This is a genomic window from Pseudomonas tohonis, assembly GCF_012767755.2.
Classification (GTDB): Bacteria; Pseudomonadota; Gammaproteobacteria; order Pseudomonadales; family Pseudomonadaceae; genus Metapseudomonas; species Metapseudomonas tohonis.
The window spans coordinates 1,506,571-1,529,633 of the sequence record NZ_AP023189.1; the positions used below are offsets into that span (position 1 = coordinate 1,506,571).

General features: G+C 68.9%; 24 protein-coding genes. 18 read left to right on the forward strand and 6 right to left on the reverse strand.

What is annotated here, in order from left to right; all coding sequences use genetic code 11:
• The first annotated feature begins 136 nt into the window (after nucleotides 1–136).
• Complete coding sequence (locus tag HSX14_RS07005; RefSeq protein ID WP_173179678.1) at nucleotides 137–976, forward strand: ATPase; 840 nt, start codon at nucleotides 137–139, stop codon at nucleotides 974–976.
• Nucleotides 977–1,858: 882 nt separating this feature from the next.
• Here the strand turns inward: HSX14_RS07005 and HSX14_RS07010 are convergent.
• From HSX14_RS07010 to HSX14_RS07020, 3 genes are read right to left on the reverse strand one after another with little or no spacing between them, the layout of a single operon-like run.
• Entirely contained in the window at nucleotides 1,859–2,908 is a 1,050-nt protein-coding gene (locus HSX14_RS07010; protein WP_173178778.1) for an alkene reductase, read from the reverse strand.
• A gap of 15 nt (nucleotides 2,909–2,923) precedes the next feature.
• Nucleotides 2,924–4,087, reverse strand: coding sequence for an MFS transporter (locus tag HSX14_RS07015; protein WP_173178777.1), 1,164 nt, complete (start codon nucleotides 4,085–4,087; stop codon nucleotides 2,924–2,926).
• A 44-nt stretch (nucleotides 4,088–4,131) separates the two neighbouring features.
• Nucleotides 4,132–4,440 carry an ArsR/SmtB family transcription factor gene (locus HSX14_RS07020; protein ID WP_111263072.1) on the reverse strand — a complete coding sequence of 103 codons (309 nt, stop codon included), beginning with the start codon at nucleotides 4,438–4,440 and terminating at the stop codon, nucleotides 4,132–4,134.
• 137 nt (nucleotides 4,441–4,577) lie between these two features.
• Between HSX14_RS07020 and HSX14_RS07025 the strand changes: the two genes are divergently transcribed.
• Nucleotides 4,578–5,159 (forward strand): acyl carrier protein phosphodiesterase, encoded by a 582-nt coding sequence (locus tag HSX14_RS07025; RefSeq protein WP_173178776.1) that lies wholly within the window; start codon nucleotides 4,578–4,580, stop codon nucleotides 5,157–5,159.
• A gap of 69 nt (nucleotides 5,160–5,228) precedes the next feature.
• Entirely contained in the window at nucleotides 5,229–6,089 is an 861-nt protein-coding gene (locus tag HSX14_RS07030; RefSeq protein ID WP_173178775.1) for a universal stress protein, read from the forward strand.
• A gap of 3 nt (nucleotides 6,090–6,092) precedes the next feature.
• Here HSX14_RS07030 and HSX14_RS07035 read toward each other — a convergent pair whose 3' ends face one another.
• Together HSX14_RS07035 and olsB are read right to left on the reverse strand one after the other, a co-directional pair.
• Nucleotides 6,093–6,866, reverse strand: a complete 774-nt coding sequence (locus HSX14_RS07035) for a lysophospholipid acyltransferase family protein (RefSeq protein ID WP_173178774.1) — start codon at nucleotides 6,864–6,866, stop codon at nucleotides 6,093–6,095.
• Between the two features lie 14 nt (nucleotides 6,867–6,880).
• Nucleotides 6,881–7,651, reverse strand: coding sequence for an L-ornithine N(alpha)-acyltransferase (gene olsB / locus HSX14_RS07040; RefSeq protein ID WP_173178773.1), 771 nt, complete (start codon nucleotides 7,649–7,651; stop codon nucleotides 6,881–6,883).
• Nucleotides 7,652–7,789: 138 nt separating this feature from the next.
• On the opposite strand from olsB, the gene HSX14_RS07045 reads away from it, so the two are divergent.
• The 4 genes from HSX14_RS07045 (at nucleotide 7,790) to HSX14_RS07060 (ending at nucleotide 11,278) form a co-directional block, all read left to right on the forward strand.
• The gene (locus HSX14_RS07045) at nucleotides 7,790–8,674 is read left to right on the forward strand and encodes an acyl-CoA dehydrogenase family protein (RefSeq protein WP_173178772.1); all 885 of its coding nucleotides are present in this window, start codon (nucleotides 7,790–7,792) and stop codon (nucleotides 8,672–8,674) included.
• A 267-nt stretch (nucleotides 8,675–8,941) separates the two neighbouring features.
• Nucleotides 8,942–9,727 (forward strand): oxygen-binding di-iron domain-containing protein, encoded by a 786-nt coding sequence (locus HSX14_RS07050; protein WP_111263078.1) that lies wholly within the window; start codon nucleotides 8,942–8,944, stop codon nucleotides 9,725–9,727.
• 109 nt (nucleotides 9,728–9,836) lie between these two features.
• Nucleotides 9,837–10,949, forward strand: a complete 1,113-nt coding sequence (locus tag HSX14_RS07055; RefSeq protein WP_173178771.1) for a serine hydrolase domain-containing protein — start codon at nucleotides 9,837–9,839, stop codon at nucleotides 10,947–10,949.
• Entirely contained in the window at nucleotides 10,946–11,278 is a 333-nt protein-coding gene (locus HSX14_RS07060; protein ID WP_173178770.1) for an amidase, read from the forward strand. The genes HSX14_RS07055 and HSX14_RS07060 overlap by 4 nt, the downstream gene beginning before the upstream one ends.
• Before the next feature lie 152 nt (nucleotides 11,279–11,430).
• On the opposite strand, the gene HSX14_RS07065 is transcribed toward HSX14_RS07060, so the two are convergent.
• Nucleotides 11,431–11,823, reverse strand: a complete 393-nt coding sequence (locus HSX14_RS07065) for a GFA family protein (protein WP_173178769.1) — start codon at nucleotides 11,821–11,823, stop codon at nucleotides 11,431–11,433.
• 181 nt (nucleotides 11,824–12,004) lie between these two features.
• Between HSX14_RS07065 and HSX14_RS07070 the strand changes: the two genes are divergently transcribed.
• The 11 genes from HSX14_RS07070 to HSX14_RS07120 all read left to right on the forward strand — a co-directional run bounded on the left by HSX14_RS07070 (nucleotide 12,005) and on the right by HSX14_RS07120 (nucleotide 23,048).
• Complete coding sequence (locus HSX14_RS07070; RefSeq protein WP_173178768.1) at nucleotides 12,005–13,213, forward strand: M20 aminoacylase family protein; 1,209 nt, start codon at nucleotides 12,005–12,007, stop codon at nucleotides 13,211–13,213.
• Between the two features lie 16 nt (nucleotides 13,214–13,229).
• The gene (locus HSX14_RS07075) at nucleotides 13,230–14,564 is read left to right on the forward strand and encodes a citrate-proton symporter (protein ID WP_173178767.1); all 1,335 of its coding nucleotides are present in this window, start codon (nucleotides 13,230–13,232) and stop codon (nucleotides 14,562–14,564) included.
• A 194-nt stretch (nucleotides 14,565–14,758) separates the two neighbouring features.
• Entirely contained in the window at nucleotides 14,759–15,529 is a 771-nt protein-coding gene (locus tag HSX14_RS07080; protein WP_173178766.1) for an IclR family transcriptional regulator, read from the forward strand.
• 134 nt (nucleotides 15,530–15,663) lie between these two features.
• On the forward strand, nucleotides 15,664–16,971 hold the full coding sequence (locus tag HSX14_RS07085; protein WP_173178765.1) for an OprD family outer membrane porin: 1,308 nt from the start codon (nucleotides 15,664–15,666) through the stop codon (nucleotides 16,969–16,971).
• Between the two features lie 142 nt (nucleotides 16,972–17,113).
• A complete protein-coding gene (locus HSX14_RS07090; protein ID WP_173178764.1) occupies nucleotides 17,114–17,695 on the forward strand; it encodes a YceI family protein in 582 nt (193 codons plus the stop codon).
• Nucleotides 17,692–18,849 (forward strand): phospholipase D-like domain-containing protein, encoded by a 1,158-nt coding sequence (locus HSX14_RS07095; protein WP_173178784.1) that lies wholly within the window; start codon nucleotides 17,692–17,694, stop codon nucleotides 18,847–18,849. The genes HSX14_RS07090 and HSX14_RS07095 overlap by 4 nt, the downstream gene beginning before the upstream one ends.
• Before the next feature lie 77 nt (nucleotides 18,850–18,926).
• A complete protein-coding gene (locus HSX14_RS07100) occupies nucleotides 18,927–19,490 on the forward strand; it encodes a DUF2846 domain-containing protein (RefSeq protein ID WP_173178763.1) in 564 nt (187 codons plus the stop codon).
• Nucleotides 19,491–19,578: 88 nt separating this feature from the next.
• Nucleotides 19,579–20,160: a DJ-1/PfpI family protein gene (locus HSX14_RS07105; protein ID WP_173178762.1), complete on the forward strand. Its 582-nt coding sequence runs from the start codon at nucleotides 19,579–19,581 to the stop codon at nucleotides 20,158–20,160.
• 528 nt (nucleotides 20,161–20,688) lie between these two features.
• Nucleotides 20,689–20,991: a ribbon-helix-helix domain-containing protein gene (locus HSX14_RS07110; protein ID WP_173178761.1), complete on the forward strand. Its 303-nt coding sequence runs from the start codon at nucleotides 20,689–20,691 to the stop codon at nucleotides 20,989–20,991.
• A gap of 129 nt (nucleotides 20,992–21,120) precedes the next feature.
• Nucleotides 21,121–21,621, forward strand: a complete 501-nt coding sequence (locus HSX14_RS07115; protein WP_173178760.1) for a hypothetical protein — start codon at nucleotides 21,121–21,123, stop codon at nucleotides 21,619–21,621.
• Between the two features lie 170 nt (nucleotides 21,622–21,791).
• The gene (locus HSX14_RS07120; RefSeq protein WP_230428049.1) at nucleotides 21,792–23,048 is read left to right on the forward strand and encodes an Nramp family divalent metal transporter; all 1,257 of its coding nucleotides are present in this window, start codon (nucleotides 21,792–21,794) and stop codon (nucleotides 23,046–23,048) included.
• The last annotated feature ends 15 nt before the right edge of the window (nucleotides 23,049–23,063 follow it).

The window sequence follows — 23,063 nt, forward strand, 5'->3', positions numbered from 1 at the left end:
GATCGACCGTGCGTCGCCCCGTGGCGGTGCGAAATCGCACCAGCTTGGCGCGACGCTGATGCCGCCCGAGCGAAACGGTATACTGGCGCACTTGTGGCCAGCCGCGGCCCTTAGCGCTCTCTTCCGAAGGTCAACCATGCGTAACGATGCTCTCGATGAACTGGACGATGTCCCCAGCCTGACCACCGATTCCCGGGACCGCGATGCGTACGGCCACCATGGCCACGCCGCCCATGCCCAGCCCAACCATGCGGGCCACGGCCATGCAGCGGCGGTCAAGGTGCCCAGCACCGGCCCGCTGTGGGCGTTGATCGGCGCGCTGCTGATCGCCTTCTGCGGCCTCGGCTGGTGGAGCTTCCAGCAGATTTCGTTGATGGAGCAGCAACTGGTCGCCACCCAGGAGAGCTTCGCCCGCATCAGCGAGGAAGCCGCCGGTCGCATCCAGGACATCAGCGGCAAGGTGGTCGCCACCGAATCCAACGTCACCAGCGGCAGCGAGTCGCTGAAGCTCGAGCTCAAGCAGCTGCAGGCCAAGGTCGCCGAACTGGCCAAGCAGCAGCAGAGCCTCAACACCCAGATCGGCGGCCAGGGCAAGCGTGTCGACCAGATCGCCGCCGACCTCAGGGCCCAGGAAGGCACCGCCGGCCAGCTCGATGGCCGCCTCAAGGGCCTGGCGGACGAGCAGGGCAAGCTCAAGGCCGCCCAGGGCGATTCCTCCAAGGTCGACGAGCGCCTGAAGGCCCTCTCCGCTGAAATCGACGCGCTGAAGAAGCAGGGCAACCCCAACCAGGCGATCAAGAGCCTGGAACAGGACCTGCTGGTGTTGCGCAGCGAACTGGACAACCGCCCGGCACCGGCCCAGAACGTGGGCGGCAACACCGCTGAGTTCGACGCGTTCCGCGCGCAGATGACCCGCAACATCAGCACCCTGCAAAGCCAGGTGCAGAACCTGCAGCAGCAGATCAACGCCCGCTGATCCCTGCCGCCACGAAAAGCCCCGCTCCGCAAGGACCGGGGCTTTTTCATGCCCGGGCTGAAGGGGAGGGGGATGACGATCTTGTCATCCACCCTCGGGGTCCGGCCCCACACCGCCGGTGGACGTGAGAAGCGGCATCCACCCGACGAGGTATCGAGCCGGTGTGCATGGCACGTTGCCCTGTAGGGGCGAATTCATTGGCTCTGTGTGCGTTAGTTGTTGTGGACTCAACGAGAAGGCTCAAGAACGGCCCTTTCAGGGCCATTCTGGATTCCTGGAACGCCCACCGCATGGGTTTCGCTTCGCTCTACACCATCCTACGAGAGCCGCCAACCGCGGCGTCCACCCGGTGGTGATGCGCACATCAACGTGAAGTATTGAGCATCGATGTTGGGGCAGCGGCAAAAAGCCCCTTCAGGAGGCCGAGCGCAATCGTCGTTTCAGGGGTTGAGCGACATGGATGTCGCGAGAGCCGCGATGGGCCAGGGATGGCCCTTCGCGGCGTGCCCCTGAAACGATGATGGAGCGAGGGAAGTCTGGCGAAGCCAGACCCGTATGTAGGGGCAAGTTTTTTGGTTCCTTTTCAACGATTGGAAAAGGGACTCGCCCGGCAAGGCGAAACAGAAACCATCAGCAAAACTCGGCAATCGGCTTGGCCAAAAACCTCCTGGCAACACTCAACGCAAACAGAGCCAATTCATTCGCCCGCTCTTCATGCAATCGCGCTCCGCTCTCACCGACAGGCGTGACGATGGGGTTCGCTGCGCTCTACGCCATCCTGCGGTTCGTGCCGGCTGTGGAGTTCGGGGTTCGAACTTATCCACAGCCACGAAAAAGCCCCGGCCTTGCGGGCCGGGGCTTGGTTCATCGCAGCGTTGCCGCTTACAGGCGCGGGTAGTCGATGTAGCCGACCGGGCCCTTGCCGTAGAAGGTTTCCGGGTGCGGCTCGTTCAGCGGGGCGTCCTGGGCCAGGCGCGCCGGCAGGTCGGGGTTGGCGATGAAGGGGATGCCGAAGGCCACGGCATCGGCCTTGCCTTCGGCCAGCCAGGCGTTGGCCTGTTCCTTGGTGAAGCGTTCGTTGGCGATGAACACGCCGCCGAAGGCTTCCTTCAGGCTCGGGGTCAGGCTGTCGTCGGCGACCTTCTCGCGGGCGCAGATGAAGGCCACGCCACGCTTGCCCAGCTCGCGGGCGACGTAGCCGAAGGTCTCGGCGCGGTTGGAGTCGCCCATGTCGTGGGAGTCGGCGCGCGGCGCCAGGTGCACGCCCACGCGGCCTGCGCCCCAGACCTTGATCAGCGCGTCGGTCACCTCCAGCAGCAGGCGCGCGCGGTTCTCCAGGGAGCCGCCGTAGAGGTCGGTGCGCTTGTTGGTGCTGTCCTGCAGGAACTGGTCGATCAGGTAGCCGTTGGCGGCGTGCAGCTCCACGCCGTCGAAGCCGGCGGCCTGGGCGTTCTCGGCGCCCACGCGGTAGGCCTCGATGATGTCGCCGATCTCTTCGGTTTCCAGGGCGCGGGGCACCGGGTAGTCACGCAGCGGGCGCAGCAGGCTGACGTGGCCCTTGGCGGCGATGGCGCTGGGGGCGACCGGGGTTTCGCCGCCCAGGTAGCTGGGGTCGGAGATGCGGCCCACGTGCCACAGCTGCAGGACGATCTTGCCGCCGTTGGCGTGCACGGCCTTGGTGATGTTGCTCCAGCCCTTGACCTGCTCGTCGCTCCAGATGCCGGGGGTGTCGGGGTAGCCGACGCCCAGCGGGGTCACGGAGGTGGCCTCGCTGATGATCAGGCCGGCGGAGGCGCGCTGGGTGTAGTACTCGGCCATCAGCGCGTTGGGCACACGGCCCTCGTCGGCGCGGCAGCGGGTCAGCGGGGCCATGATGATGCGGTTGGCGAGTTCCAGTTCGCCGATCTTGATGGGATCGAAAAGCGTTGCCATGGGATACACCTCGGATTAGTCGAGAGCGGTTTCCAGCTCGGGTTTGCGTTGACTGAAGGTCAGGACGGTCGCGACCAGGGCGAGGATCGCCAGCACGGCTGCGGCCAGTGGGACACGGGTCAGGCCCAGGCCCTGGTCGATGACCAGGCCGCCGACCCAGGCGCCGAGGGCGTTGCCCACGTTGAAGGCGCCGATGTTCAGGGTGGAGACCAGGTTCGGCGCACCGGCGCCGAAGGCCACCACGTTGACTTGCAGGGCGGGCACGGCGGCGAAGGCGGCCGTGGCCCAGAGGAACAGGGTGATCTCGGTGGGGATCAGCGCCACGCTGGTCCAGCTCAGCGCCGTGGAGGCGACGGCCAGGGCGACGAACACGCCCATCAGGGTCTGCGCCAGCTTCCAGTCGGCCAGGCGGCCGCCGATGACATTGCCCAGGGTCAGGCCCAGGCCGATCAGCAGCAGGCTCAGGGTCACGCCACGGGGCGAGACGCCGGTGACTTCGCCCAGCAGCGGCGCCACGTAGGTGAAGATGCAGAACACGGCAGCGGAGAACAGCACGGTGGTCGACAACGCCAGCCACAGCCCCGCGCCGTTGAGCGCGGCCAGTTCGCTGCGCATGTCGGCCTTCTCTTCGTCATGCCGGTTGGGCAGCACGCGCCACAGGCCGATCAGCGCGGCGACGCCGATCAGGGTCACGGCCCAGAAGGTCGAGCGCCAGCCGGCGGCCTGGCCTAGCGCGGTGCCCAGGGGCACGCCGAGCACGTTGGCCAGGGTCAGGCCGGTGAACATCAGCGCCACGGCCGAGGCCTTGCGGTTCTCCGGCACCAGGCTGGCGGCCACCACCGAACCGATACCGAAGAAGGCGCCGTGGCAGAGGGCGGTGACCACCCGCGCCAGCATCAGCAGCTCGTAGTTGGCGGCCACCGCGCACAGCAGGTTGCCGAGGATGAAGATGCCCATCAGTGCCAGCAGCGCGGCCTTGCGGGGGAAGCGGGCCGTGGCCATGGCCATGAACGGGGCGCCCACGGCCACGCCCAGGGCGTAGCCGGTGACCAGCCAGCCGGCGCCGGGAATCGACACGCCGAGGTCGGCGGCCACATCGGGCAGCAGCCCCATGATCACGAATTCCGTGGTGCCGATGGCGAACGCGGACAAAGCGAGGACAAGAAGCGAAGTCGGCATGGGCCTGCTCCTGGAAAGTTGGGGGTCGTGGCAGGTATGAAGGCCTAGAGCTCGTCGCTCATCTGGCGAAGGAATTCACTGATTACGGCTTCATTTCTTTTGAAGAAGTTCCACTGCCCGACCTTGCGGCTGGTGACCAGCCCGGCACGCTGCAGGGTCGCCAGGTGCACCGAGACGGTCGACTGCGAAAGCCCCGTGCGCTGGTCGAACTTGCCGGCGCAGACGCCGATCTCGAACGGGTGGTCCTGTTCGACGAAGTGCTTGTGCGGGTCTTTCAGCCACTGCAGCATCTCGCGCCGCACCGGGTGGGCGAGGGCCTTGATGATTTCGTCGATGTCGATGGGCGTGGTCATTGGGCGATCCGGGTGGAGCCATATCGGGAATGGGCGAACTATATATCGGCTCCGGGCGATACAGGATCGTTTGTGCCGATAGTCTTCATCACGCCGGCTGATGGAAGCGCCCCCGGCCATGGGCGTAAGCTTGGCCGATGAATTACCTCGCCCACCTGCACCTCGGCGGCGACCAGCCCGCCCAACTGCTCGGCAGCCTCTACGGCGACTTCGTCAAGGGGCCGCTGGACGGGCGCTGGCCGGCGGACATCGAGGCCGGCATCCGCCTGCATCGGCGCATCGACGTGTTCACCGATGCCCATCCGCTCACCGCCGAGGCCAAGGCGCTGTTCCCGGCCGAGCGCCGACGCGTCGCCAGCATCCTCCTCGACCTGTTCTTCGACCACTGCCTGGCGCGCGACTGGCCGCGCTATGCCGAGGTGCCGCTGCCGGCCTTCACCGGCCAGGTCTACCGGGTGCTGGCCGAGGAGCCGGCGCTGCCCGAGCGGCTGGCCTTCATCGCCCCGCGCATGGCCGCGCAGGACTGGCTCGGCAGCTACCGCGACTTCGCGATCATCGAGCAGGTGCTGGTCGGCATGTCGCGCCGCTTCTCCCGTCCCGGCCTGCTGGACGGCGCCTTCGCGGAGATCGAGCGCCTGTACGAGCCGCTCAGCGATACCTTCCGTCGCTTCTACCCCGAGCTGCAGGGCTTCGCCTCCGAGGCATCCCGCCGCGCTTGACCTGCATCAAGCGCCACCGCCCCGTACCGGCGTGCAATATCCGTAGCTAACTGCTTACGGAGGTGCCCCATGAAATCCCTGCTGCTGGCGACCGACCTGTCCTCGCGTTCCGAGCGCGCCCTGCTGCGCGCCGCAAGCCTGGTGCGGCAGTTCGACTGCCCCTGGTTCATCCTCCACGTGGTCGACAGCGACCAGCCGCAGTTGCGCGTCGAGCTGGAGGTGGAGCAGATCCGCCGCGACCTCGAGGCGCGCCTCGGCGAATTCACCGAACGGGCCGGCCGCGCCCCGGAAATCTGGGTGGAGGCCGGGGACCCGGCGCCACGCATTGCCGAATGCGCGCGCTGGGGCGATATCGACCTGCTGGTGATGGGGGTTCACCGACGCAACGCCCTGCGCGACGTCTTCGTCGGCACCACCCTGGAGCGCGTGGTGCGCACCTGCGAGAAACCGGTGCTGGTGGTCAACCGCGAGCCCGAGTCCTCCTACCGCGACCTGGTGCTGGCCCTCGACCTCTCGCCCACTTCGGCCCGCGCCGTGCGCGCGGCCAAGGCGCTGGGGCTGATGGATGGTGCGCGTTGCCGGGCGGTGCACGCCTTCGAGCCCTTCGCCAAGGTGATGCTGATGAACGCCGGCATCGCCACTCCCGCGCTGGACGACCACCTCACCGGCGAGGAGCGCAACGCGCGGCTGAACCTGATGGCCTTCCTCGACGAACAGGGCCTGCTGGCCCTGGTGGGCGAGCAGCGCGTTGAGGAGGGCTTGCCGATGACCGTCCTGCGCCGGGTCATGGCCGACTCGCCACCAGACCTGCTGGTGCTGGGCACCCGGGGCATGGGCGGGATCAAGCGTGTGCTGATCGGCAGCGTCGCCGATGCGGCGCTGCGCGAATTCGAGTGCGACATCCTCGCGGTCCCGCCGGGGCGGGACTGAGGTTCAGGCCGCCAGCTCCTCGGCGGCTTGCTCGCCGAACAGCTGCGTGTGGATCGCGCCGTGGGCCTGGCGGCTGACCACCGTGCGGCTCTGGTCGAGCGTGGGGATGGGCGGCAGCAGGTGGATCTCGACCTCGGCGACCTCGCTGCCGAGCAGGCGCAGCAGGTGCGAGAGCAGATCGTCGTCGCCGATGAAGGGCGCGATCCCGTCACGCTGGCCGTCGCGCAGGTAACGGATCGCCACCGGTTGCACCGGCACGCCGGTTTCGCAGGCGCTGGTCAGCAGGCGGCTGTGGAAGGTCCGCAGCAGGCTGCCGTCGGTGGTGGTGCCTTCGGGGAAGATCGCCAGCTGGCGGCCCAGCCCCAGGTGGCGGGCGAGTTGCTGGCCCACCAGGTTGCTGTCGCCCGCGCCACGGCGGATGAACAGCGTCCCGGCCTTGTGCGCCAGCCAGCCCGCGACCGGCCAGGCGCGGACTTCGGCCTTGGACAGGAACGACAGCGGCGCGAGCATGCCCAGCAGCGGGATATCGGTCCAGGACACGTGGTTGGACACCCACAGCATCGGCTGGCGCGGTACGGCCCCCGTCACCTTCACGCGAAAGGGCAGGGCGGCGCTCAGGCGGGCGAGGAACCAGCGGGTCAGGCGCTGGCGCCGCACCATCAGGTCGCGGCCCCGGAACAGGCGCTCCAGCACCCCGACCCAGCAGGCCAGCAGCAGGCCGAGGCCGACCACCGCCAGCAGGCGGGCGATGCGCAGGTACAGGCGCAGCTTGCTCATGCCGACGCCTCCGTTCAGACCGCCGCCTTGAAGTGGCGGGCGTAGCGTGGGCAGAGCTCGTCGCGCTTGAGCAGGATGAACACGTCGGCGACCTGGAAGTCCTGGTCCCAGCAGGGCTCGCCGCAGATCTTCGCGCCCAGGCGCATGTAGGCCTTGAGCAGCGGCGGCATCTCGGCGATGACGTTGCCGGGCAACTCCAGCACCGGCAGCGGGGTGCGCGGTTCGGCACGCAGGTGTTCGGTGCACAGGTAGCGTTCGCGCAGGCGCTGCATGATGGCCTGGGCCTGGATGCCGCCGTCCTGCATGGGGATGCTGGCGCAGCCCATCAGGTAGCGGTAGCCGCCTTCGTTGAGCACCTCGGCCAGCTCGCTCCAGAGCACGGCGATGGTGCCGCCGTTGCGGTAGGCCGGGTCGACGCAGGTGCGGCCGATCTCCAGCACCGGGCCTTGCAGGTCGCCCAGGCCTACCAGCTGGAATTCCTCTTCGCTGTAGAAGCGGCCGATGTCGTGGGCGGCGCGGTGATCGAGCAGGCGGGTGGTGGCCACCAGGCGGTCGCTGTCCAGGTCGCGGACGCCGATGTGCATGCAGTGCGGATCGTAGTCGTCCATGTCGAGGCCGAACTCGGCGCCCTTGAGCTTGGCGTCGAACTCCGCGCTGAACACCTGGTAGCGCAGGGCCTGGGCTTCACGCAGCGCGGCGATGCCGGTCAGGCGCTCGGCCTGCAGGCGGCGTGGGCTTTTCTCGCCGCGGGCGGCGTTGTCGCGGGTGATGGCGATCTGGGTCATGAATGAAGCCTCCGTTAGCCGGCTAGATCCCGGTTGCAGCCGGTCGATCTTGTTGTGCAAAGTCAGGCTAGGGAGACCCGGTGTCACCACCATGACGTTTCCGTGATGCTTGAATGACAGCGACCAAAGGAGCCCGACATGACCTGGCAACGCCTGCTGGACATCAACGACCGCCTGCCCCCGGCCCCCCTGGAGGACTGGTACGGCGCGCTGCTGGAGCGCCTGGGCGAAGCCTCGCCCTTCGAGCTGGCGGTGCTCGGCGGGCGGCTCGCCGCGACGCCGGGCCTGGCCTTCCTCGCCGGCTACCAGGGCGCGCTGCGCCTGCTCTGGCCGTCCGCCCCGCAGAGCCTCGGCGCCCTGTGCGTGACCGAAAGCCGCAGCACCCGCCCGGCGGACATGCAGACCCGCGTCACCGGGCTGAGCCTGTCCGGGCGCAAGGATTTCGTGACCGCCGCCGACGCCGCCGACTGGCTGCTGGTGGCCGCCCGCGAGGACGCCGAAGGCCAGCCGCCGCGGCTGGCCCTGGTGGTGGTGCGCAACGGCGCGCCCGGCGTGCGCATCGAGACCTTGCCGTCGCTGCCGCTGATGCCGGATATCCCCCACGCCCGCCTGCACCTGGACGCCGCCCATTGCGAGCGCCTGGCCGGCGACGGCTGGGATGCCTACGTGAAGCCCTTCCGCAGCATCGAGGACCTGCACGTGCTCGCCGCCATCGGTGGCTGGCTGCTCGGCATCGGCCGTGACAGCGGCTGGCCGGAAGCCCTGCAACTGCGCCTGCTGGGGCTGCTGGGCAGTGCTGCGGAAGTCTCCCGCCTGTGCGCCACCAGCCCGGTGATGCACCTGATGCTGGCCGGCCTGTTCGCCCAGTTCGACGGCCTGCGTCCCGAGCTGGAAGCCGCGCTGGCCGAAGGCCCGCAGGAATGGGCCAGTCTCTGGCAGCGCGACCAGGGCCTGCTCGCCATCGCCAGCGGCCCCCGCGCCAAGCGCCTGGAGAAGGCCCGCGCCAGCCTCGGCCTGGGCTGAGCGGCGGGGGAGCACACACCGTAGGTTGGGCTTGGTTCGTAGGATGGGTAGAGCGACGCGAAACCCATCATCGGGGGCCCGGCCGGGCCTCGCCTGGTGGAGGAAAAAAGCGTCCTCCACCCTACGCCCGTTCCACCCCTACCAATCGCGACACGGCGCGCGTCCCTGCGACGTTTTCGCCCTTGACGCCGGGTTCGCTTGATTCAGGTCAGTACGGGAAAAATCCACAACCACGATTCTGGCCGCCGCAACCAATTCGAGGTTTCCATGCGGCGTGAACCCATAGTGCTGTTCGACAACGGCGCCCACCAATGCCTGATGTTCGACGACCTGGTCAGTGGCGATGGCGTGCAGTCCAACCAGTTCCTGATCACCGATCATGAGCAATACCTGCTGCTCGACCCGGGCGGCGACCTGACCTACACCCCCCTGTCGCTGGAGCTGTCCAAGCACATCCCGCTGCAGGAGCTGACCTACATCTTCGCCTCCCACCAGGACCCGGACATCATCGCGTCGCTGGACAAGTGGCTGCTGCACACCCGCGCCAAGGTCATCTGCTCCAAGCTCTGGGCGCGCTTCTTGCCGCACCTGACGGCCAACTACCTGGCCATCAGCCACGGCATCTCCACCTACGACCGCATCATCGCGCTGCCCGACCGTGGCCAGTCGATCCCGCTGGGGCGTTGCAACCTCAAGGCGGTGCCGGCGCACTTCCTGCACTCGGTGGGCAACTTCCAGATCTACGACCCGATCAGCAAGATCCTCTTCTCCGGCGACATGGGCGCGTCCATGGTCGATGACGCCAACCCGGTGCGTGATTTCGTCAACCATGTGCCCGAGATGGAGGGCTTCCACCGCCGCTACATGGCCGGCAACAAGGCCTGTCGCCTGTGGGCCGCCATGGTCCGCGAGATGGACGTGGAGATGATCGTGCCGCAACACGGCCGGCCCTTCGTGGGCAAGGAGATGATCAGTGCCTTCCTCTACTGGATCGAGAACCTGCAATGCGGCCTCGACCTGATGGGCCCGGACGATTACCGCCTGCCCCGCTGAACACTGACCTTTCGCGCCGAATGTCACCGCAAGCGGCACGTTCGGCGCTTTTTAGCGTCATATTCCCCGTGCTACGGTTCCGCCTCCGCTGACAACAAGAGGCTGACCAATGCCCGTCCCGCTGCTGCGAACCCTGAGCCTGGCACTCGGCCTCTGCGCCGCCACGCTCGGGCACGCCGAAACCTGGCCCGGTGCCGAATGGGCCCAGGGCGACAAGCCCTCCGGCGCCGCCCTCGACGCCTTCGAGGCCTATGCCTTCCCCACCCGTGACGATGCCCAGCGCAAGGGCGTGCGCACCGACGCCGTGGTGGTGATCCGCGATGGCGAACTCATCTACGAGCGCTATGCCGGCCCCACCCGCGCCGAGACGCCGCACCTCACCTGGTCGGTGAGCAAGAGCCTGCTCGCCGCCACCCTGGGCGTGGCCTATGGCGAAGGCCGCTTCAAGCTCGACGACCCGGTCGCCCGCCACTACCCGGCCTTCGCCGGCCATGGTGCGGTGCAGATGAACCACCTGCTGCACTGGGCCTCGGGCCTCGCCTGGCAGGAGGACTACGAATACGCGCCGCTGAAGTCCTCGGTGGTGGCCATGCTCTACACCCGTGGCCGTGGCGACATGGCCGCCTTCGCCGCCGCGCACCCGCTGGATGCCGTGCCCGGCAAGCGCTTCCGCTACTCCAGTGGCGACACCAACGTGCTCTCCGCCGCGCTCAGGGGCATGGTCGGGGATGCCTACAAGGACTACCCCTGGACCGCGCTGTTCGACCCCCTGGGCATCCGCTCGGCGGTGTGGGAAACCGACGCCGCCGGCACCTTCGTCGGGTCGTCCTACGCCTACATGAGCGCCCGTGACCTCGCCCGCGTCGGCCTGCTGATGCAACGCGACGGCCGCTGGGGCGACCGCCAGCTGCTGCCGAAGGAATGGGTGGCGTTCAACCGCAAGCCCTTCGCCGAATTCCATACCGACCCCAAGGCCCCCGGTGACGCCGTGCCCGGCGGCCACTGGTGGCTCAACGCGGTGGTCGCGGGCAGTGCCAAGCCCTGGCCCGACGCCCCGGAAGACACCTTCGCCGCCCTCGGCCACTGGGGCCAGGCGCTCTACGTGCTGCCGGCGCAGAAGCTGGTGATCGTGCGCTTCGCCGATGACCGCGACGGCAGCTACCAGCACAACGCGTTCCTCAAGCTGGCCCAGGCGGCCTTCGCCCAGGAGGTGCAGCCATGATCCGCCGCCACCCGATCCTCGCCATCCTGGCCCTGCTGCTTCTGGTGCTGGCCGGCCTCGCCTGGCAGAACCGCGTCCACATCCAGGCCTTCCCCGGCATCATCAGCGCCTACACCGCCAAGGAGTACTGCTCCTGCCGCTACGTCATGGACAACCCGGCGGACTACTGCGTGGGCTACGTGAAGCAGTACGTCCCCACCAGCGCCTTCCTCGATGACGCCGCCGCCAAGCGCGTGACTTCACGCGGCCTCGGCGCCACCTCCACCGCCGCCTGGCTCGGCCCGCGCCAGGGCTGCCAGCTGCTGCCGCAGGCGGACAGCCTGCCCTGATGAGCGCTGGCCCGGCCCGCCCGAAGGAGTGCGGTGGGCTGAAGCCCACCCTACGCCCACCCTGCGCTCGCTATGGGCCCGTGCTGCGAAGCGCTTCGCGAGTTTCGTAGGATGGGTTGAGCGCAGCGAAACCCATCAATACGCCATTCGATTCACCCCTCGAAACGGCTGCTCTCGTCACGGTCGCGCTCGTAATGCCGGGCGAGGGGGAAGGGCGGCAGCCAGGCTTCGCGGCGCACCGTCCACAGCTCGTAGGTCGGCTGCAGCTGGTCGGGGGCGTCCAGGGCGCCGAGGTTCACCTCGATCTCGTCGCCGCTGCGTCCGAATACCGAGGAGCCGCATGTCGGGCAGAAGCAGCGCCCGGCGTACTCGCCCACCACGCCCTCGATCGCCACCGCGTCCATGGGGAAGATCGCCGAGGCGTGGAACAGCGCGCCGTGGTGCTTGCGGCAGTCCAGGCAGTGGCACAGGCCGACCCGATACGGGCGCCCGGAGGCGACGATGCGCACCGCGCCGCACAGGCAACCACCGGTGAATCGTTCCATGGCGAATCTCCTCTGAAGACGGACTTGGGCATTCCTTATAGCGGGCACAGGCCCCATGTGGCCAAGCGGTGGCGCCCTGTTCCACCCTGCGGAACCGTCTTCGATTGTCCTCCTCGCCCCGTGGCGCTTGACTGGCGCCGGGCCGCCTTCCCGGGCGGCCATGACGAGGAGAACAACAACAATGACCCGTTACGCGCACATCCCTGCCTGGCTCAATGGCATCGACGACGAGTTGCGCCGCCTGCGCCAGGACATCCACGCCCACCCCGAGCTGGGCTTCGAGGAAACCCGTACCGCCACTCTGGTGGCCCGCGCCCTGGAGAGCTGGGGCTACCAGGTGCACCGGGGCATCGGCCGTACCGGCGTGGTCGGCGTGCTACGCCGGGGCGATGGCAGGCGGCGCCTGGGGCTGCGCGCCGACATGGACGCGCTGCCGATCATCGAGGCCACCGGCGTTGCCCACGCCAGCCGCCATCCCGGTTGCATGCATGCCTGCGGCCACGACGGCCACACCGCGATGCTGCTGGGGGCCGCGCGCTACCTGGCCGAGGCGGGGCGCTTCGACGGCACCCTCAACCTGATCTTCCAGCCCGCCGAGGAAGGGCAGGGCGGCGCCGAGGCGATGCTCGCCGACGGCCTGCTGGAACGCTTCCCCTGCGATGCGCTGTTCGCCATGCACAACATGCCGGGGCTGGAGGCGGGGCGCATGGCCTTCCGCGCCGGGCCGGTGATGGCCTCGCAGGACCTGCTGGAGGTCACCCTGGAAGGCGTCGGCGGTCACGGCTCCATGCCGCACCTGTGCATCGACCCGCTGGTGGCCGCCGCCGATATCGTCATGGCCCTGCAGACGGTGGTGGCGCGCAACATCGATGCGCAACGTGCCGCCGTGGTCACCGTGGGCGCACTGCAGGCCGGCGAGGCGGCGAACGTCGTCCCGCAGAGCGCCCTGCTGCGCCTGAGCCTGCGGGCGCTGGAGCCGGAGGTGCGCGAACTGCAGCTGCAGCGGGTCACCGCGATCATCCGCGGGCATGCCGCGAGCCACGGTTGCCGCGTGGCCATCGAGCACCGCCCGGCGTACCCGGTGACGGTCAACCATGCGACCGAGACCGCCTTCGCCCGCGACGTGGCCGTGGGCTTGCTGGGGGAGGGCGCGGTGCAGGAGGCGCAAACGCTGATGGGCAGCGAGGACTTCGGCTGGATGCTGCAGCGCTGCCCCGGCAGCTACCTGATGATCGGCAACGGCGAGGGGCCGATGGTCCACAACCCCGGCTACGACTTCAACGACGACATCCTCGTGCGCGGCGCGGCCTATTGGGCCGCCCTGGCGGAGACCTGGCTCCAGGCCTCCCGCAGCGACCTGCCCAGCAGCGCGACCCTCGCCCACGCCTAAGCCCCGGAGGCTCACCATGCACACGCCAACCCGCGGCGCCTCGCGCGGCCGCCAGGTGACCGCTGCCGTCATCGGCAACGCCCTCGAGTGGTACGACTTCATCGTCTACGGCTTCCTGGCGAGCATCATCGCCAGGTTGTTCTTCCCTTCCGATAACGAATACGCCTCGCTGCTGATGGCCCTGGCCACCTTCGGCGTCGGCTTCTTCATGCGCCCGGTCGGTGGCGTGCTGCTGGGCCTCTATGCCGACCGCAAGGGACGCAAGGCGGCGATGCAGCTGATCATCCTGCTGATGACCCTCTCCATCGCCCTGATCGCCTTCGCCCCGGACTACGCCGCCATCGGCCTGGGTGCGCCGCTGCTGATCGTGGTCGCGCGGATGATCCAGGGCTTCGCCACGGGCGGCGAGTACGCCAGCGCCACGGCCTTCCTGGTGGAGTGCGCGCCGGCCCATCGCCGTGGCCTGTATGGCTCCTGGCAGCTGTTCGGCCAGTGCCTGGCGGTGTTCGCCGGCTCCGGGATGGGCGCGCTCGTCACCCACAACCTCTCGCCCGAGGCGCTGGACAGCTGGGGCTGGCGCCTGCCCTTCGTCGTCGGCCTGCTGATCGGCCCGGTGGGGTTGTGGATGCGCCGCAACATGGAGGAGACCGAGGCCTTCCTCGAAAGCCGTGCCCACCAGGCTGTGGATAACCTCAGCCTGGTGCGGATGCTGCGGGACCACCGGCGCGCCCTGCTGGTGACCCTGGGCAACACCATCGGCGGCACCGTGGCCTTCTACGTGGTGCTGGTGAACATGCCGACCTTCGCCCACAGGCAGCTCGGCCTGCCGCTGGACCAGGTGTTCATGGTGCAGATGGCGGCGGTGGCGCTGATGACCCTGGTGATCCCCATCGCCGGAGCGCTCTCCGACCTGTTCGGCCGTCGCGCGGTGATGCTGGCGGGGACCTTCGCCTTCTTCGTGCTGGTCTACCCGCTGTTCGCCTGGGTGGCCGCGGCGCCCAGCCTGGAGCGCCTGCTGGTGATGCAACTGCTGCTGTGCACCGCCATCGGCACCCTCTACGGACCGGGCCCCACCGCCGGCGCGGAGCAATTCCCCACCGAGGTGCGCTCCACCGGCCTGGCGCTGTCGAACAACCTGGGGGTGATGCTCTTCGGCGGCTTCGCCCCCTTCATCGTCACCTGGCTGACCCAGGTCACCGATGATCCGGTCGCCCCGGCCTATTACGTCCTCTTCGCCGCCGGCATCGGGCTGGTCGCGGCCTGGAACCTGCGCGAAGGGGCCCCGGCCGCGCTGGAGCGTCGCGAGCGGCGCCGGCTGCTGGCCCACGCCACACGGAGGCTGGTCGAATGAGCCGTTGCGGACGTCCCCTGGCCGAACGCGTCGCCCAGGCTGCGGGGGGCGACCCCAGGTCCGCGAGCGGCGGGGCCGAGGCTTGCGGCGCTGCTCAACGGCGCTGCAGGGTGGGGCCCGAGCGGGGCCCGCCGAGGCGGGCCCGTTGCGTGCAGGAGTCGGGCGTGACCTCGGCGGGCGAGGGGGAGGCGCGTATGCGAAGCAGAGAAGAAAGCGGCACCGTGCGCTCGGTGGAGCGTGCCCTGGCCATCGTCGAGCTGCTGGGGGAACACGATTCGCTGGGGCTGGAGGAGCTGCACTACCTGACCGGCCTGCCCAAGGCCACCGTCTCGCGGCTGTTGCATACGCTGCTGGAGCAGGGCTGGCTGTATCGCGGCCTGTGCGACCGGCGTTACCGGCTCAGCGCCCAGCGCCTGTTCGGCGACCCGGACCAGCGCTTCGCCCGCCAACTGGTGGAACGGGCCTCGCCCCTGCTCAGCGCACTGGCCGAGCGCACTGGCCTCGTGGCCGACCTGTCGTTCTTCGACGGGGACGACCTGCACGTGGTGGAGAGTGCGGTGCCCGAGGTGTTGCGCCGACGCTACCCCAGCAACCGCCTGGTGGTGGGGCTGAAGGCCAGCCTCGCCGATTCCGCCATGGGCCGCGCCTGCCTCGCCACCCTCGGTGACGAGGAGCTGCAACGCCTCGCCAGGCGCCACGCGCTGCCGGACGAGACGCTGCGGCTCGCCCATCGGCAGACCCATGACCAAGGCTTCGGCGAGCGCATCGAAGGCTCCTGGGAATACTCGGTGCGCCTGCCCTTCCTGATCCGCGCGGTGGCGCTGCCGGTGCACCGCCAGGGCCGCCTGGTGGGCAGCGTGGCGCTGCACTGGCCGAGGGACCAGGACAGCGTCGAGCGGGTCAGCCGGCGGCACCTGGACGACCTCGCCGAGGCCGTCGACGACCTGCAGCGCAGCCTCGGCTGAGGCCGCGCACCCGCCGCCGCCCCGTTCCGAGGGGCGGAACCCAATTCGATTGCCCTTCCCGGCCCCGGATCGACAATGGAGCCTGCCCGTCCGGACGGCATCCACCTCATCCAGAACAACAAGAAGGACATGAGATGAACATGCTCGACAAGGGCCTGGCGGGCGCCGCCTGCCTGCTGCTCACCAGCCTGTGCCAGGGCGGCACCTTCCTCGACGACAGCAAGCTCGCCGTGCGCTACAGCCAGTACTACTGGAAGGAGAGCAACGGCGGCGAGGTCGGCCCCGTGCGGGACGAATGGGTGCAGGCCACGCTGCTCAGCTTCAACTCCGGCTGGTACCGCGAGGTGCTGGGATTCGACTACGCCTATGGCCTGGCCGACGACCTGCACGTGGGCCGCGACGCCACCAGCATCAGCAACCTGGAAGCGGGCCATTCGGTGCAGTCGCCCCATGGCATCGCCAAGCCGGTGGAGGCCTACCTGCGGGCACGCCTGGCCGGCGAGCCGGGCGAACTGCAACTGGGGCTGGGCAAGAAGAGCCGGCGCTACGCCCAGTACTACGACGACCCCTTCAGCCGCGTCCTGCCGCCCGCAACCCTGGGGGCGGACGTGGAGTTCCGCCGCCCCGGCCTGGAGCTGCGCTACAGCCGCATCGAGGGCTTCAGCGCGCGCAACGAATCGGGCTGGGCGGACGACCTGACCAACTTCCGCGGCCGGAAGATCGACGCCCTGCACCTGTTCGCCCTGGGCCTGGACCTGCCCGGCGCCGGCACGCTGAAGCTGGAATACAGCGAGTCGGAGGACTACCTGCGGGTGGGCTCGGCGAAGCTCGAACGCAGCGTCGCGCTGGGCGGGGAGCGCTTCCTCGACCTCTACGCCACCCTCGGCGCCCAGCAGGATGCCGGGCGGCTGTTCGACTACGGCGGCGTCACCGGCCTCTACGACGCCACCTCGTCGCACCGGGCGCGCTACCTGGACCTCTCCGCGCGCATGCGCTGGCCGCACCACTACCTGGGCATGACCTGGAACCAGGTGCGGGGCGACGACTTCGACCGCTTCTTCTTCAGCCAGGACCACGGCACCTGGAACAGCAGCGCCAAGCTGTTCTACCTGTTCGGTGCCGAGGACGAGGCGATGTTCAAGCTGGTGGCCGGCACCGACTTCGCGGCGCTGGGCCTGCCGGGGTTGCGCCTGGACGGCCACTACGCCTTCTCCGACCATGCGGCGGGGTACGACGGCTTCTCCCGGCGGGAATTCCAGGGCGTGCTGCAATACCGCTTCGCCGGCCTGCTCGAAGGCCTGAGCCTGGCCTGGCTGCACAACGAGTTCCACACCAAGGGGCGCGCCGACGGGGTCACCCGCTTCACCACCTCGCGGGGGCCCGCCGGCATCATCACCCACAACGCGGAACGCCTTTACCTGAACTACGTCTATAGCTTCTGATCGGCTGGCCGGGACCCTCCCGGCCGCCTCCCTCCTCGCGGGGCGGGCGCCGACCCCATGAGCGTTCGCCGCCCCGTGCCTGTGGTTTGCAGGCGCACCGACTGCCGGTTTAAGGTGGCGCGATTGTGCGACAGGAGCCCGCATGGCCAAGCTATTCCCCCTCATTCCCGCCCTGCTCGGCGCCCTTGCGCTGCCGGTGCAGGCCGACTGGTACCTGGACAACGAGTCCTCGCGCCTCTCCTTCATTTCCACCAAGGGCGGCAACCTCTCCGAGGTCCACCGCTTCCTCACCCTGCACGGCAACATCGCCGACAGCGGCAAGGCGCACCTGCGCGTCGAACTGGAGTCGGTGAGCACCGGCATCCCGCTGCGGGACCAGCGCCTGCGCGACCTGTTCTTCGAGATCGAGCGCAACCCCGAGGCCGAGGTCTTCGCCCAGCTCGACCTGCGCCCCATCACCGACCTCGCCCCCGGCGCCCAGCTGGAGCTGCGCCTGCCGCTGAAGGTGAAGCTGCACGGCCGCGAGCACGAGTACATGGCCGAGCTGCTGGCCACGCGCCTGGACGATCGCCGCTTCCAGGTGGTGACCCTGGCGCCCCTGGTGCTGCAGGTGGAGGACTTCGGCCTCACCGAGTCCCTCGGCATGCTGCGCGAGATGGCCGGGCTGCCCTCCATCAGCCTCTCGGTGCCGGTGGGTGCCGTGCTGATCTTCACCGCGCGCTGATGGGCCACATCTTCCCCTGGAAGTCCGGCAACCGCTTCGAGCTGCTGATCGACGGGCCGAGCTTCTTCCCCGCGATGCTCACCGACATCGCCCGGGCCGAGCACCACGTGTCCCTGGAGCTCTACCTGGTGGAAGACGGTCGCTGCAGCGAGGCGCTGGTCGAGGCGCTGTGCCTGGCCGCGCAGCGCGGGGTGAAGGTGCGTTGCCTGTTCGACGGCTTCGGCAGCAAGAAGCTCGGCAGCGCCCTGCGCCAGCGCATGGTGCTGGCCGGCGTGCAGCTGCAGTTCTACAACCCGGTGCGCTGGCGGCGCGGGGTGCGCAATTTCTATCGCGACCACCGCAAGGTGCTGGTGGTGGACGACCGCGTCGCCTACGTGGGCGGCACCGGCTCCACCGACGAGTTCTGGGAGCCCGAGCAGCCCGAGAGCCGCTGGCACGAGGTGATGGTCGCCATCGAGGGGCCGCTGGTGGTGCACTGGAAGCTGATCTTCGACTACCAGTGGCTGGCCAACCTGCACCGCCGGCCCTGGCGCCCCGACGAGGCCCCGGGCCTGGAGCGCCTGCCGCCGCTGCCCTCCGCCGGCATCGGCATGGGCCGGGTGGCCTACGCCGACGCCCGCCAGCACTGGGACATCGTGCAGTCGCTGGTGCGCAGCATCCGCAACGCCAAGACCCGCATCTGGCTGGCCACGCCGTATTTCCTGCCCAGCTGGAAGGTCCGCCGCGCACTGCTCAAGGCCGCGCGGCGTGGTGTCGACGTGCGCCTGCTGCTGACCAGCCGCAACACCGACCACCCGCCGGTGCGCTTCGCCGGCCAGCGCTATTACCCGCGCCTGTTGCGCGCCGGGCTGCGCATCTTCGAATACCAGCCGCGCTTCCTGCACCTGAAGATGGTGCTGGTGGACGACTGGGTGAGCGTCGGGTCCTGCAACTTCGACCACTGGAACCTGCGCTTCAACCTGGAAGCCAACCTGGAGGCGCTGGACCGTCACTTCACCGACGAGGTGGCCGCCAGCCTGAGCCGCGACTTCGGCGACAGCCGCGAGATCACCCTCGAGGCCTGGCATGCACGGCCGTTGATCAAGCGCTTCTACCAGCGGCTCTGGGGCTGGCTCGACCGCCTCGCCGTCAACCTGCTGGACCGCCGTCGCTAGCCGAACCTTTGTCGGGTGTCGGCCGGGCCCGCGCGCCGGCTAATCTCCCCCGCATAACCACAACAAGAGATGCGCCCATGCGCCACCCGCTGCCCGCCCTGTCGCTCCTCGCCCTCCTGCTTGCCGGCTGCTCCACGCCCGGGGCCTTCTTCGGCGCCACCGACGGGCCGGCCTTCGTCGCGCGCACGCCCAGCGATGCCGACCATGCGCTGGTCTATCTCTACCGGCCGCAAAGCGACTGGGCCGACCAGGAGCTGGAAGCACCGGGCCTGTTCATCAATGGCGAGCTGATCGGCGCGTTGCCGAGCAACGGCTACCTGCCCCTGGAATTCGAGACCGCCAGCTACCGCCTGGAGATGCGCCGCCCGCTGCTGGGCAGCTACTGGACCTTCTTCGCCGGCGGCCCGCTGGACTTCACCGAGATCACCAGCTTCGCCCTCGACGCCGGGGCCGGTGCCACCTACTACCTGCGCTACGACGAGCTGAACCCGCCGCCGCAGAACGCCGAGCTGCCGCCCCAGGGCGACGGCCCGCTGCAACTGGTGGGCGCCGAGCTGGGTGCCAGCGAGATCGCCGTCACCCGCGAGGTGCACCCGCTGCAGCGCTTCGGTTCCGCCGGCGAGCCGCTGGACGACCTGTAGTAGCCGCCTGTTACCCGGTGCGGGGAGGGCGGGCGGATACTTCGTCTACCCTTTGAATCCTCGAAGGCCCCACACGGAGGAACCCGCCATGGCGGCGAAGAAGATCCTGATGCTGGTCGGCGACTACGCCGAAGACTACGAAACCATGGTGCCCTTCCAGGCCCTGCTGATGGTCGGCCACACCGTGCATGCGGTGTGCCCGGACAAGCGTGCCGGCCAGAGCGTGCGCACCGCCATCCACGACTTCGAGGGCGACCAGACCTACAGCGAGAAGCCGGGCCACAACTTCACGCTGAACTTCGACTTCGACAAGGTCCGTGCCGAGGACTACGACGCCCTGCTGGTCCCCGGCGGCCGCGCCCCCGAGTACCTGCGCCTGAACGCCCGGGTCATCGAACTGGTGAAGGCCTTCGACGCCGCGGGCAAACCCATCGCCGCCGTCTGCCACGGTGCCCAGCTGCTGGCGGCCGCCGGCGTGCTCAAGGGCCGCGCCTGCAGCGCCTATCCAGCCTGCGGTCCGGAAGTGACCCTGGCCGGTGGCGAGTACGTGGACATCCCCGTGGACCAGGCCCACGTCGACGGCAACCTGGTCACCGCCCCCGCCTGGCCCGCGCACCCGGCCTGGCTGGCGAAGTTCCTCGAGGTGCTGGGTACGCGCATCACCCTGTGAGGCGAGCCCGCGTTGCCTGTGGTTCCGGGGATCAATGGATTCCCGGTTCCGCGTGGGGCTCCGCGTGATGGGTTTCGCTTCGCTCTACACCATCCTACGAAGGCGCTACCTGGTGCGCACAGAGCGCTGATGCGCACACCAATGCGAGGATCCCGGCAAGAAAGTTGGAGCAGCCGCCAACGCCCCTTTCAGGAGGCCGAGCGAATCGTCGTGGAAGGGGTTGAGCGACATGGATGTCGCGAGAGCCGCGATGGGCCAGGGATGGCCCTTCGCGGCGTGCCCCTGGAACGATGATGGAGCGAGGGAAGTCTGGCTTCAGCCAGACCCGTATGGAGGGGCAAGTTTTTTGGTTCCTTTTCACCGGGCTGGCGTTCCAGCGATTGGAAAAGGGACTCGCCCGGGTGGGCGAAACCAGAAGCACCAACAAAACTCGGCAATCAGCTGGGCTCAAGTTCTCTAGCAACGCTTGATACAGACAGAGCCAATAGACTCACCCCCACAGATTTTCACCAGAAAGGAACCCGCTCCATGTGCGAACTCTATGTAAAGGCCGACCCGATCCTCTACGAGTCCCGCTCGCGCTCGCTGCGCATCCGCGGCGTGGTGACCACGCTACGGCTGGAGAACCAGTTCTGGGACATCCTGCGGGAGATCGCCGAGGTGGACGGCATGACCACCAACCAGCTGATCACCAAGCTCTACGAGGAAGTCATGGACTACCGCGGCGAGGTGGTGAACTTCGCCTCCTTCCTGCGGGTGAGCTGCACCCGCTACCTGGCCCAGCGCGCCGCGCCGGCCAACCTGGCACTGCTGCCGCGGCGGGCTGGCTGAAACTTGCGGCGGTCGGCGGAATTCCCTGACCGGCCGGTCTAGGCTGTTCGCGCGCGTGGCAGGGATGCCTTGGCCGCGCGCCTGCCAGTCGCCGTCGTGGCTGGAGTCCAGATCCCAGGAGTTTCTTTCATGGCTGCCAAACGCCTCTTTTCCGTTTCCCTCCTCGCCGCCTGCCTGCTGGCCGGCACCAGCGCCTTCGCCGACCCGTCCCTGGCCGAGCGCCGCGCCATCACCGCCTACCAGGAAGGCCCCTACGTCGAGCAGCTGAAGGCCATCCAGGCCGCCGCCGGCTTCGAGGTGCCGCTGGACGTGCAGTGGAACAGCATCGCGCTGCCCGACCAGGCGCAGAACTACACCCAGGACGGCTTCTGGAAGCAGGTCTACTTTACCCCGCTGGAGAAGGCCTTCGCCTCCGTGGCCGTGGACGACATGGGCAAGCAGGCGCTCAAGGCCAAGCTGAGCAAGGTGGTGGTGCGTTATGACGAGGCCACCGCGCCCTCCAGCAACTACCCCGATGGCGTCGCCTTCGACGGCGGCGTGCTGAGCCTGAACTTCAAGCCCTTCACCAACGTCGACGACGTCGATGCCCGCGCCGAGGCGATCCAGAAGGCGCTGGAAGCCAAGCTCTGATCCTGCCGGGCCGGCCCGCACCCGGGCTGGCCCCTCTCGAGAGCGCGGGCATTTGCGCGGGGCCTCGCGGCGTTTAAGCTGCGTCATCCCCTCCGCCCGGCGCGTCCCCGATGTACAAGCTGCCCACCACGGCCACCGCGCCGTTCTGCCCCTCCGCCGTCAGCCACAGCGTGGCGGTGCCGGCCAACGCGTCCCTGGGGCGCAAGCTCATGCTCTTCGTCGGCCCCGGCCTGCTGGTGTCGGTGGGCTACATGGACCCGGGCAACTGGGCGACCGCCATCGAGGCCGGTTCGCGCTTCGGCTATGCGCTGCTGTTCGTGGTGGTGCTGGCGAGCTTCTCGGGCATGTTGCTGCAGAGCCTCTGTTCGCGCCTGGGCATCGCCACCGGGCGCGACCTGGCGCAGCTCTCGCGGGAGCGCTACCGCCCCGGCGTGGCGCGCGGGCAATGGCTGCTCGCCGAGCTGTCGATCATCGCCACCGACCTGGCCGAGGTGCTCGGCGCGGCGCTGGCCTTCCACCTGCTGCTGGGGGTGTCGATCACCACGGGCGTGGTGCTGACCGCCTTCGACACGCTGATCGTCCTCGCCCTGCAGGGCGCCAATTTCCGCCGCCTGGAAGCCATAGTGCTGGGGCTGATCACCACAATCGGCGCGTGTTTCTTCGTCGAGCTGGTATTGATCAAGCCCCATTGGCCGGACGTCGCCGCCGGGCTGCGGCCATCCTGGGACGTGCTCTCCAGCCAGGAGCCGCTGTACCTGGCGATCGGCATCCTCGGCGCCACGGTGATGCCGCACAACCTCTACCTGCATTCGTCCGTGGTGCAGACCCGAGTCAATGGCGACGACGAGGCGAGCAAGCGCAGCGCCATCCGGTTCTCCCGCCTCGACACCATCGGCTCGCTGTCCCTGGCGCTGCTGGTCAACGCGGCGATCATGATCCTCGCGGCGGCGGCCTTCCACGGCAGCGGCCACACCGAGGTGGTGGAGATCCAGGACGCCTACCACCTGCTCGACCCCCTGGTGGGCGGGGCGCTGGCCAGCTTCCTGTTCGGCTTCGCGCTGCTGGCGGCGGGGCAGAGCTCCACCTTCACCGGCACCATCGCCGGCCAGGTGGTGATGGAGGGCTTCCTGCAAGCGAAGATCCCCTGTTGGCAGCGCCGCCTGATCACCCGCGCCCTGGCGCTGATGCCGGCGCTGGTCGGCGTCATCTGGCTGGGGGAGGGCGCGGTGGGCAAGCTGCTGGTGCTGAGCCAGGTGGTGCTGAGCCTGCAACTGCCGTTCGCCCTCTGGCCGCTGATCCGCTTCACCAGCGACCGCCGGCTGATGGGGCCCTTCGCCAACAGCCGCCTGGTGGCGAGCATCGCCTGGAGCCTGTTCGGGCTGATCTCCCTGGCCAACCTGACGCTGCTGTATTTCTGGATGGCCTGACCGGCAGGCAGGCGT